The 10,989-nt window shown below is 41.9% G+C and carries 10 protein-coding genes; 6 read left to right on the top strand and 4 right to left on the bottom strand.

Annotated elements, in window-relative coordinates:
* Together sfsA and F6K52_RS24255 are read right to left on the bottom strand one after the other, a co-directional pair.
* Positions 1 to 496, bottom strand: a 496-nt coding sequence (gene sfsA, locus F6K52_RS24250) for a DNA/RNA nuclease SfsA (RefSeq protein ID WP_293083951.1), incomplete at its 3' end; no start/stop codon positions are given.
* A 213-nt stretch (positions 497 to 709) separates the two neighbouring features.
* Entirely contained in the window at positions 710 to 2,053 is a 1,344-nt protein-coding gene (locus F6K52_RS24255) for a ribulose bisphosphate carboxylase small subunit (protein ID WP_293083954.1), read from the bottom strand.
* Between the two features lie 306 nt (positions 2,054 to 2,359).
* Here F6K52_RS24255 and F6K52_RS24260 point away from each other — a divergent pair, with 306 nt between their 5' ends.
* Positions 2,360 to 4,729 (top strand): polysaccharide biosynthesis tyrosine autokinase, encoded by a 2,370-nt coding sequence (locus tag F6K52_RS24260; protein WP_293083957.1) that lies wholly within the window; start codon positions 2,360 to 2,362, stop codon positions 4,727 to 4,729.
* A 34-nt stretch (positions 4,730 to 4,763) separates the two neighbouring features.
* Here F6K52_RS24260 and F6K52_RS24265 read toward each other — a convergent pair whose 3' ends face one another.
* Positions 4,764 to 5,036: a hypothetical protein gene (locus F6K52_RS24265; protein WP_293083961.1), complete on the bottom strand. Its 273-nt coding sequence runs from the start codon at positions 5,034 to 5,036 to the stop codon at positions 4,764 to 4,766.
* Between the two features lie 293 nt (positions 5,037 to 5,329).
* Here F6K52_RS24265 and F6K52_RS24270 point away from each other — a divergent pair, with 293 nt between their 5' ends.
* From F6K52_RS24270 to F6K52_RS24285, 4 genes are all read left to right on the top strand, one after another.
* Entirely contained in the window at positions 5,330 to 6,214 is an 885-nt protein-coding gene (locus tag F6K52_RS24270) for a restriction endonuclease (RefSeq protein ID WP_293083965.1), read from the top strand.
* Between the two features lie 440 nt (positions 6,215 to 6,654).
* Positions 6,655 to 7,689, top strand: coding sequence for a restriction endonuclease (locus tag F6K52_RS24275; protein ID WP_293083968.1), 1,035 nt, complete (start codon positions 6,655 to 6,657; stop codon positions 7,687 to 7,689).
* A gap of 82 nt (positions 7,690 to 7,771) precedes the next feature.
* Positions 7,772 to 7,906 carry a hypothetical protein gene (locus F6K52_RS24280; RefSeq protein ID WP_293083971.1) on the top strand — a complete coding sequence of 45 codons (135 nt, stop codon included), beginning with the start codon at positions 7,772 to 7,774 and terminating at the stop codon, positions 7,904 to 7,906.
* Between the two features lie 322 nt (positions 7,907 to 8,228).
* The gene (locus F6K52_RS24285; protein ID WP_293083974.1) at positions 8,229 to 8,972 is read left to right on the top strand and encodes a restriction endonuclease; all 744 of its coding nucleotides are present in this window, start codon (positions 8,229 to 8,231) and stop codon (positions 8,970 to 8,972) included.
* Positions 8,973 to 9,160: 188 nt separating this feature from the next.
* Here F6K52_RS24285 and F6K52_RS24290 read toward each other — a convergent pair whose 3' ends face one another.
* On the bottom strand, positions 9,161 to 9,319 hold the full coding sequence (locus F6K52_RS24290; protein ID WP_293083977.1) for a hypothetical protein: 159 nt from the start codon (positions 9,317 to 9,319) through the stop codon (positions 9,161 to 9,163).
* Between the two features lie 565 nt (positions 9,320 to 9,884).
* On the opposite strand from F6K52_RS24290, the gene F6K52_RS24295 reads away from it, so the two are divergent.
* Positions 9,885 to 10,757: a M48 family metallopeptidase gene (locus F6K52_RS24295; RefSeq protein ID WP_293083980.1), complete on the top strand. Its 873-nt coding sequence runs from the start codon at positions 9,885 to 9,887 to the stop codon at positions 10,755 to 10,757.
* Positions 10,758 to 10,989 lie beyond the last annotated feature (232 nt).

The raw sequence follows: 10,989 nt of genomic DNA on the forward strand, positions 1-10,989 counted from the left end.
TAGTAGTAACTGTATCAGGAAATAAAGCACGATTCCCTTCAGCTAAGGTAGCACTTTTCACTTCTAAATAAATCGGGCGATCTGAGCCAGTCAGTAAAAAATCAACCCGGCTTTTCCGTTCTTTTCCGTAACGCACCTCAGGGCGGATTTCGCTGTAGCTTTCGGCTAATTCGGGAATCAGTTTTTGTTCCAACGCTAACTTAATCACTCGATTAGGTAAAGCCGTATTAACCCCTACCCAAGTCGGTTCATTGTCCTTGACCTGAATCATTTCCCACGTGTATGGTAACTTCCGCTTCGGGTTATCACTCTGGGAGACTTGTACAGCAGAGCCAATGGTTGATACTCCGATCATTGGGCCAGTGTTGGCGCAGTGAGCAGTAATAATTTCCCCTGATGGCAGTTCAATATCCGCAAGAAAGCGTTTGTAGCGTTTTAGTAAAGTTCCAGCTTTTAGGGGTGGGTAGGAGTAAATCAAGTTATTGTAATTAGTCATGGGAAAATTGTGGATTGGTTAATTGTAAAGATGTCAGCTGTCAGCCGTCAGCTGTCAGCCGTCAGCTGTCAGCCGTCAGCTGAAAATAAACCTCAAAAGGGAGAATTTAATAGTTCAAGATTAATGAGAATTGAAAGTCTAGGGATTTACCCATCAGCTGATAGCTGATAGCTGATAGCTGATAGCTGATAGCTGATAGCTTACGTAAAGATGTCAAGGGCGTTGAATAATCTTTTCGATAACCCGCCGCTTGGCTTTGGTGTCGATACCAATTAGGCGCACATACTCACCCTTATGCTCCCCTAAGCGTTCTGTTAAAACAGCGATCGCTTCCGACACATTGTTTTCTGGTAACGGATTCCCACTTTTCCAAGCATTATTCTTAACGCGACGCTCATTACCGTATTCTAGGGTCAGGCGGTAACCTTGAGCCAAAAGCTCTCCAATCTGGTCTTGGGTTTCTAGATCTAATCCTAGATCTAAGGGCTTTTTGCTACCGTTGTGCTGTCCTATCTGACATTGATTTAACCCGTTCGTGACTTTAGGGCTAGTTGACTCACTGATGACTGGATTGGATACAGGTGCCTTGTGGTTTCCTTGAGCTTGGTCAGGGGTTGGAAGATTATAGTTAGTATTTTTAGTATTGTTATTAGTTGGTTGGCTCGTCAGGGAGGGGACTTGATTGTACTCCCTAGCTAGTCCGCTGAGTTCCAACCGTTGCTGCTCAGCTTTAATCAGTTCTCCAAACTCAATTAAGCGGGAGAGGCTAAAGTTTGGTGTTTCAAATTTGGGCGGTCCTTGCTTACTGTTGACTACACGAGAAGAAACTCGGTCTATACCAATATCGTAAATAAACTTACGGATTTGTTCATCGTAAATACGCGATCGCAAAGCACTGAAGAAATCAACCGCTTGATTGTCGAAGGTATCAATCAGTTGTTCAATCTCCCCGCTAGAGAGTCCATCTCCGTGAAAGATACCACTAACAATACCAATCCGGTCTTCTCGGTTGGGCTGCCAGTAGAATTTGCTCATCCGACCATCCCGAGTCAAGGGCGCATAGAGAGTAGAAAAATCATTACCAGTGACAATTATCGGTACTCGGTGGATCGGTTGTGAGTCATAACTCCCTGGAAGTTGGACATTGGTGGGATTATCAGCAATGTTCATCAAGGTCCCATGCACCAGCTGGGTATTTACCGTATATTGGGTGCGTTCATCGAACCGTCCCGCCCCAGCATCCAAGTCATTGATCATCAGCACACACATCTTACCCTTGACTCGGATCATTTCAGCCGTTTCTCGGTAGCGCAAGCGGATCAGACGGGCTGGATCCCCAGCATCTGGGCTTTCTAGCTCACCAGAAGACATATGAACCGCTTCAATGCCCATGCGCTCGAACACTAGCTCACACTGAAAGGACTTACCCTCCCCCTTCCGTCCATGAATTCCCAGAATTAGAGGCACACGGACATGAGGTATCTCAAGGAAGTTTTTAGTGATGTGAACTGCCAGTTTATCGATAAACCGGGGAGAAATGTAATAATGCTGGGACATACAAACAGGTGCTCTGGTGATAATCTCGTCAAATCCGGCAATTTTTCAGCCTATTGGAAATATTACAGCGTTTTTCACTTGGTAGAGGTACTTTCGTTCTGGGTTTTAGGGAATAGGGAAGAGGGAACAGGGAACAGGGGGTTTCCACGGGGTTTACAAAGTCCACGCAGGTGACTCACACACCAACCTTGACCATGAGCGACTGCATCAAGACAGAGTCAAATCTTATCACTGTTACGCGTTTGTCGTTCCCTGTTTCCTACCTTTACAGGTAAATTTTAAACTTTAGCAATCCGTGTAGGAATTGTGATAATTTTTGATGCCATATTCCCTGTTCCCTGTTCCCTGTTCCCTGTTCCCTACCTTCCACAACAAACAGTAATCAAATTCAGCTATTGGCGTATTGGCACAATTGAGACTATTGACTGGGCTAGGATATCCCTAAATAAGCATCAGGTACTTAAATTTTTTCTTGAGCTATTTATGGAATCTCCTGAATCCTCAAGGTTTGAACAATATTGGTGGATCCTGAAGCGACGTTGGCTACCAGCTTCCGGTATTTTTGTAACAGTTTCTGTGATTATGTCTCTGGTGGCATCATTCCAAAAACCGGTATATGTAGCCCAAGGATTGCTGTTATTTAAGCGGCTTAATACCACGTCTTCAGTCACCGAGGTAGGTAAAGAAATCGGCATTTTACAACCTCTGGTAGATCAAAGTAATCCTCTAGATACAGAAGCCAACATCATGATGTCTGAGCCTCTGGCTCAAAAGACTATCACCGCACTAAATCTTAAAGATAATCAGGGGAAACCTTTAGCAATTAAAGACTTTTTACACAATGTCAGTGTTACCAATATCCGGAAAACTGATCTTCTGGAAGTGTCTTACCAATCTCAAGACCCTCAAGAAGCAGCAGCAGTTGTTAATCAACTAATGAGTATTTATTTAGAGAATCACTTAGATTTTCAACGGGCTGAAGCTGTAGCTGCTCGGAAGTTTATTGAGAAACAGTTACCTCAAGCAGAAGCTACTGTTAGTAAAACAGAAGCAGCTTTGCGTCAGTTCAAACAAGAGAATGAAGTGATATCTTTAGACGCAGAAGCTCGCTCAGCTATCGAAGTCCTGACAGATTTGCAAAAGGAAATTGCTCAAAATCAGTCTAAAATGGCTGATGTCAATGCCCAGTACGAATCGCTCCAAACACGATTGGGCATGAACTCCAAACAAGCGATCGCTCTAACGGCTCTCAAGCAGTCTGCTGAGGTGCAGGAGGCACTCCAAGAATTGCGCCAAGTGGAAGTCGAACTGGCCCTAGAGCGTAACCGTTTCCAACCCACCCATCCCACAATTGCTAACTTAGAAAGTAAGGTAGCCAGCCTAAAAGGTATCCTAAACCAGCGAGTCAAACAAGTTTCTAATGCTCAGGCGAAACCTGCTAGCCAGCTTTTTCAACTGGGCGATTTACAACAAAACCTGACTAAAGAGCTAGTAGAATTAGAAGCAGCTCGCTTAGGTTTGGCTAATCAGACAAAAGCCTTAGTCAATGCCCAAACCGCTTACCGAAAAAGACTGAAAGATCTACCTAGATTAGAACAAAAGCAGCGGGAGTTAGAACGGCAACTTAATGTTTCCCAATCAACCTATTCTCTGTTGCTAAATAAGCTTGGAGAAATTCAGGTAGCGGAAAATCAAAATATGGGTAATGCCCGCATTATTGCGGGGGCTCAGGTGCCGATGATTCCGATATCTTCTGCTAAGATAGCCTATATTGCTGCTTGCTTTCAGGGACTGTTGGCCACCGCAGCAATTATTTATATTTTAGAAACCAGAGATAAATCTCTGAAAACCATTAAAGACGTTAGGCAATTATTTAAATTTACCTTACTGGGTGTGATTCCCCACTTTAGTAAATCTCAATTATTAAATCCATCCCAGGAAGTTTTAGATCCATTTACGCCCCAAGTTATTGTTCGGAATACGCCTCGCTCTCCCATCAGTGAATCCTATCGGATGCTGCAAGCAAATCTCAAGTTTTTGAGTTCAGATAAAGCCCTCAAGGCGGTGACTGTTACTAGTTCCTTACCTCAAGAAGGTAAGTCAACGGTGTCTGCTAATTTAGCAGCAGTGATTGCTCAGCGAGGAAGTAAAGTATTGCTAATCGATGCTGATCTCCATAAGCCTGTACAACATCGAATCTGGGATTTGTCCAATGAAGTGGGCTTGAGCAATATGCTTGTTAATCAAGTTAAATTAGGGGATGCCATTAAACCAGTGAGCGAGACTCTCGATGTCCTGACCTCTGGAGTAGTACCTCCTAATCCAGCAGTGCTTCTGGATTCCGAGCGCATGGCTTCATTAATTAACCATGTTGCTAGTCGTTACGACTTTGTGATTATTGATACCCCTTCTTTAAACGTTGCTGCTGATGCTCCTATCCTAGGAAAAATGACCGATGGTGTGCTGTTAGTTTCCCGACCTGGAGTGGTCGATTCCGGTAGTGCTGCTTTCGCCAAGGGGCTTTTGGAGCAGTCTGGTCAGACTGTCCTGGGCTTGGTCGTTAATGGCGTGATTCCTGATAATGAGCCTAACAGTTATTACCATTTTTCTCAGGAATACATTTCAGATGAGAGCGTTGCTCTTAATAGAATACTTGATGTTGCTAGTTATGAGTAATTAGGTTCAAAGTCTGCATTAACATTTCCTCTAATCATCCCGTTCTTTTTCCACGTCCACCGAACCGACGAACATAGCGCGAACCAATCCGGACTATCCAGATTTGAGCATCTGGGTGACGGGCTTCGAGGCGATCGCAAGCGGCTATTTCCCTTGCGTCAATCTCAAAATCGCCTGTTTCAATATCAATGGCGACAATCTTGCCGTCATTCCCTGCTTCGACCTTTGGACGCACCTGAGTTTCGTAGATTTCATCACCACGTCGAGCAAATTCTTCTTTGCTGTATCGGGCTTGTTGGACTGTCATTGGAATGATCTTGTTTGAGCTTTACGCCTCTATTTTAACTTGGTCGTAGGGCGCACTCATCAAGCAGGATTCCCATAGGCTGTCAGCAGAAAGCTTTGACTTTATTCACGCTAACCATAAGTAGACAACCTAAAGTGGTTGATGTAAACCTACTATTAACTTGCTTCGTCGTTGATTCAATAATACCCTATTTCCACTGATTTCGTTATTCAGTTTGGAGGGAATACTAGTGAAAATAATAGCAATCCTCTAAACTAAACATATTGAGGAAAGTGATATTGAGAAATAGTGATATGGATGAAGTGGTTAGAAAGATTGCTGCACTAGGCTTTCCTGGTGTGATACTTCTGATTGCTATGGCAACAACGGGATACACTGGAGCAGCGGCAATCACAGCGGCTTTGGCAATGTTAGGTCCATTTGGAATGATCGGAGGCATTGCTTTTCTTGGGGTGGTGGGAATAGCTGCTGATGGGTTATCGAAATTCGGACTTGAAGCGTTACTGCTTGGAATATATAAACAGCGCCAACAAGAAGGAGAATCTAAAAAATCCCTCTGTAAAGAGATTGAAGGGTTAATGGTTTCTCGTGATTTTAAACGCAAACTTAAAGCAGAAGTTAAGAATGGTAAATCTTCGATTAAGGATAGGCGGGCATCGAAGTCATCATCTTTTTATAAGATACGTAAAAAAAACTATAAAGGTGATTTTAAACGCAAAGTTAAAGCAGAAGTTAATAATGGTAAATCTTCGGTTGAGGATAGCCGTGCATCGAAACAGGATATTGATGAACAGTTAGATGCAATTGATAACATGAAGGGGAGGGAGTTTGAAGAATATCTGGCTAAATTATTTAAGCAACTGGGCTACCAAGTGAGTAGCACTAAGGCAAGTGGGGATTATGGAGCCGATATGGTAATTAAAAAAGGGGAGATAAAGGCTGTTGTTCAAGCAAAGAGACAACAAAGTAGCGTAGGGATTGATGCCGTTCAGCAAGTAGCGGCGGCAATTCCTCATTATCAGGCGCACCTAGGAATAATTATCACTAATAGTAAGTTTACAGAACCTGCAAAAAATATGGCAGCTAGTAATAAAATTGGGCTTGTTGATAGGGATAATTTTAAAAAAGTATTTAAAACAGTAAATAACCAAAAGTATTCTGAATGCAGTCCATTGTAAAAAACACCCGCTGTTTAATTGTAGCAGCTTAAGCTGATAGCAGCTTGTAGGGTGAGCAAAAACAGTTTGCTTGTGCGTGATTTTTCTAGATTATATTACTTTGCGCACCCTACTTTAATTGGTCTGAATGCTGAATGCTGAATGCTGAATGCTTACGAATTATAGACTGTTTTTAAAGTAAATATTAAGACAGCGATTACTCGCTGAATATTGGTGGGTTACGGGGGACAGCTCTGTTAACAGGTGAGGTTTTAAAGTACTTGTCACCTAACCCACCCTAGGTGCCTGATTTAAGCAAAGTTTAACAAACAGTCTCTTAGGTATTTCAAAATAAGATGGGTTTCCACTGTTATTTCCACTGATTTCGTTACTCAGTTTAGAGGGAATACTAGTGAAAATAATAGCAATTCTCTAAACTAAACATATTGAGGAATAGTGATATGGATGAAGTGGTTAGAAAGGTGGCTGCACTAGGCTTACCTGGTGTGATACTTCTGATTGCTATGGCAACAACGGGATTCACTGGAGCAGCGGCAATCACAGCGGCTTTGGCAATGTTAGGTCCATTTGGAATGATCGGAGGCATTGCTTTTCTTGGGGTTGTGGGAATAGCTGCTGATGGCTTATCGAAATTCGGACTTGAAGCATTACTGCTTGGAATATATAAAGAGCGCCAACAAAAAGGAGAATCTAAAGGATCTCTCTGTAAAGAGATTGAACGGTTAATGGTTTCTCGTGATTTGAAACGCAAACTCAAAGAAGAAGTGAATAATGGTAAATCTTCCGTTGAAGATAGGCGGGCATCGAAGTCATCATCTTTTGATAATATAGGTAAAAATAAATCTAAAGGTGATTTGAAACGCAAACTCAAAGAAGAAGTGAATAATGGTAAATATTCGGTTGAGGATAGGCGAACATCGAAGTCATCATCTTTTGATAAGATAGGTAAAAATAAATCTAAAGGTGATTTAAAACGCAAACTTAAAGCAGAAGTTAATAATGGTAAATATTCGATTAAGGATAGGCGTGAATCGAAACATTATATTGATGAACAGTTAGATATTGAATCTATAGATGATATTGATGAAAAGTTAGATATAATTGATAAAATGAAGGGGAAAGAGTTTGAAAAATTTCTGGCTAAATTATTTAAGGAACTGGGCTACCAAGTGAGGCTCACTCCAACAAGTGGGGATTATGGAGCGGATCTGGTCATTGAAAAAGGGGAGATAAAGACTGTTGTTCAAGCCAAGAGACAACAAAGTACCGTAGGGATTAAGGCCGTTCAGGAAGTAACGGGGGCAATTGGCTATTATCAGGCGAACCTGGGACTAGTTATCACTAATAGTAAGTTTACAGAACCTGCCAAAAATCTGGCAGCTAAGACTGAAATTGAGCTTTTTGATAGGGATGATTTGAAAAACTTAATTAAAAAAGTATATAAGCAAAAGCCTTCTGAAGATATTTCATTGTAAAAAACACCTGCTGTTTAATTGTAGCAGCTTAAGCTGATAGCAGCTTGTAGGGTGGGCAAAAAGCGATGCAGAGGTGCGACCCGTGGCGAATTTAATTCGCCTACGGAAAGCGCACCATTACGGTCTTGGGGGTTTCCCCCATGAGCGACTGCATCAAGACACAGTTTGCTTGTGCGTGAGTATTAATGATTATATTACTTTGCCCACCCTACTTTAATTGGTCTGAATGCTGAATGCTGAATGCTGAATGCTTACGAATTATAGACTGTTTCTAAAGTAAATATTAAGACAGCGATTACTCGCTGAATATTGGTGGGTTAAGGGGGACAGCTCTGTTAACAGGTGAGGTTTTAAAGTACTTGTCACCTAACCCACCCTAGGTGCCTGATTTAAGCAAAGTTTAACAAACAGTCTTTTAGGTATTTCAAAATAAGATGGGTTTCCACTGTTATTTCCACTGATTTCGTTACTCAGTTTGGAGGGAATACTGATGAAAATTAGAGCAATTCTCTAAACTAAACATATTGAGGAATAATGATATGGATGAAGTGGTTAGAAAGGTGGCTGCACTAGGCTTACCTGGTGTGATACTTCTGATTACTATGGCAACAACGGGGTTAACTGGAGCAGCGGCAATCACAGCGGCTTTGGCAACGTTAGGTCCATTTGGAATGATCGGAGGCATTGGTTTTCTTGGGGTGGTGGGAATAGCTGCTGATGGCTTATCGAAATTCGGACTTGAAGCGTTACTGGTTGGAATATATAAAGAGCGCCAACAAGAAGGAGAATCTAAAGCATCTTTGTGTAAAGAGATTAAAGGCTTAATGGTTTCTCGTGATTTGAAACGTAAACTTAAAGCAGAAGTTAAGAATGGTAAATCTTCGGTTGAGGATAGGCGTGCATCGAAACAGGATATTGATGAACAGTTAGATGCAATTGATAACATGAAGGGGAGGGAGTTTAAAAAATTTCTGGCTAAATTATTTAAGCAACTGGGCTACCAAGTGAAGCGCACTCCAGCAACTGCGGATTATGGAGCCGATCTGGTAATTAAAAAAGGGGATATAAAGGCTGTTGTTCAAGCCAAGATACAACAAAGTACCGTAGGAATTAAGGCCGTTCAGGAAGTAACAGGGGCAATTGGCTATTATCAGGCGAACCTGGGACTAGTTATCACTAATAGTAAGTTTACAGAACCTGCCAAAAATCTGGCAGCTAAGACTGACATTATGCTTTTTGATAGGGATAAATTTAAAAAAATACTTAAAAAAGTATATAAGTAAAAGCCTTCTGAATGCAGTCCATTGTAAAAAACACCCGCTGTTTAATTGTAGCAGTGGTAGCTGATAGCAGCTTGTAGGGTGGGCAAAAAGCGATGCAGCGCGGTCTTGGGGGTTTCCCTCATGAGCGACTGCATCAAGACACAGTTTGCTTGTGCGTGAGTATTCTAGATTATATTACTTTGCCCACCCTACTTTAATTGGTCTGATAGCTCATTGGAATATATATAGCAAGTCTTATACCCATGAGGTACAAATCTCTGGGTTTTAGGGAGCAGGGAGCAGGGAGCAGGGAGCAGGGAAGAGGGAAGAGGGAAGAGGGAAGAAAGAAAAAATAATGTGTACTTCATAGCTATGAGAAACGCTATAGCGGTTTTCAATTTGGTGAGATTTTTAGGGAACAGGGAACAGGGAACAGGGAACAGATAAGTCGGAAGTCGGAAGAGGGAAAAAATACTTTGTACCTGATTAGGCTAGAAACCGCCGAGGAAAGAGTACCCTTATGGGTATGGTCAAATCCCCAAATTTTTAATAATAAAACCTCAGGATTCAACTATCAGCTATTTTTTTTATGCTACCGGTAAAATAGTACCCTTATGGGTACTGTTTAATTTTAAAAAATAAGCTAAATAAATCCAAATTATTCAGTCAAATAGGGATAGGTTTAACCAAGGAGATTAGAATACAATCAGCCTTGATTGATATAGGATTGGATGACATGACATTACTTTTGACAAGGCTTGGAGTTCAAAACTAAAAGTTTAGTTTAAATTAGTTATTATCACTTGATTAGGACACATTATTGAGTAGCACACTAGGAAATCCAAGCAAAATTATACTTTGATAGAAAGTAAATGAAGAGAGAAATCTATCCTCTGATTAGTTTACGCCCTTAGCTAGGGGCAAGGAGAAATTATGTTGACAAGCTTAAAAACACAGGCAAGGATTGTCACTTATGTGCTGGCACTAATGCTTCCTCTTTCTTTATCAATGCAAACGGCTGCTACTGCACAAACCGATCAGACCGCGCCCGACATTTCCCTAAAACAACCCTTGGGATATCAACTTCCCACTGCCTATGACAAGGCTAAAGCCGAACTCCCACAAGACTTGTACGTAATTTACAGGATCGTAGACCGCATCGTTCGCACCAACGACATAGATACTCGTTTCTGGCGAGTGAGGATTGTCCCTGAGTATTCTACAAAAGCCTACGCCCATTCAGCTTATGTGATTACCCTTGATAAAAGTTTGTTGGATCTGATGGCAGGGGATGTTTCTGCTTTGGCTTTTGTGATTGCCCATGAAATGGCACACCATAGTCATGGTCATATCTCTGAGCTAATTGAAAGTGCCCATGAAGCGTCTATTGATGTTTCCTCTGCGGACAATCAACAAGAAGCTCAAAAACGGCTGAGGGAGTGGCAGGAGCGAATACAAAAGTTAAGTCACAATCTAGAATTCGAAGCTGATCGCATAGCTTATCAGTATTTGGCTCGTGCTGGGTTTGATCCGGAAGGGTCTGTGCGAGGGCTTGATACTTTAGCAGAACTGCCCGGAGGCGGCCTTAAGAGCAAGACGCACCCAACTATTTCTGAGCGTATTGAGGCGATCGAAGCGCTGATGGTGGAAAAACCTCCAAAGGAGTTAGCACGGCGAGGTCGTATCCAGCTAGTTGGGAGCAAGCCGCTAACTTATGAGCTATCAGACAATGGAAACTCGTTGCGAGTTGACTCTAAACCTAGACAGTCTTTTGAAGAGCAAATCGAAGGTAGGTTTGGACAGTAGTTGGTGTATTTAATCGGAAGGGTAATTGGTATCAGGTATAATTGTTCCGTAAGTCGCGAGTCAATCTCTGATTGGGTGATTGGTAATGGGTAATTGCTAATTGGTCGTTAACGATTACCTATTACCGATTACCGATGACAAAAAATCCGGTTAAACATTCGTTATCCTTACACTTTAGTAGTTAAAATGTTTGGCAATATTGGACCAGCAGGCGCTAAAAATCTTTCCTAGA

Origin of the sequence: Moorena sp. SIO3H5 (assembly GCF_010692395.1) — a bacterium.
GTDB lineage: Bacteria > Cyanobacteriota > Cyanobacteriia > Cyanobacteriales > Coleofasciculaceae > Moorena.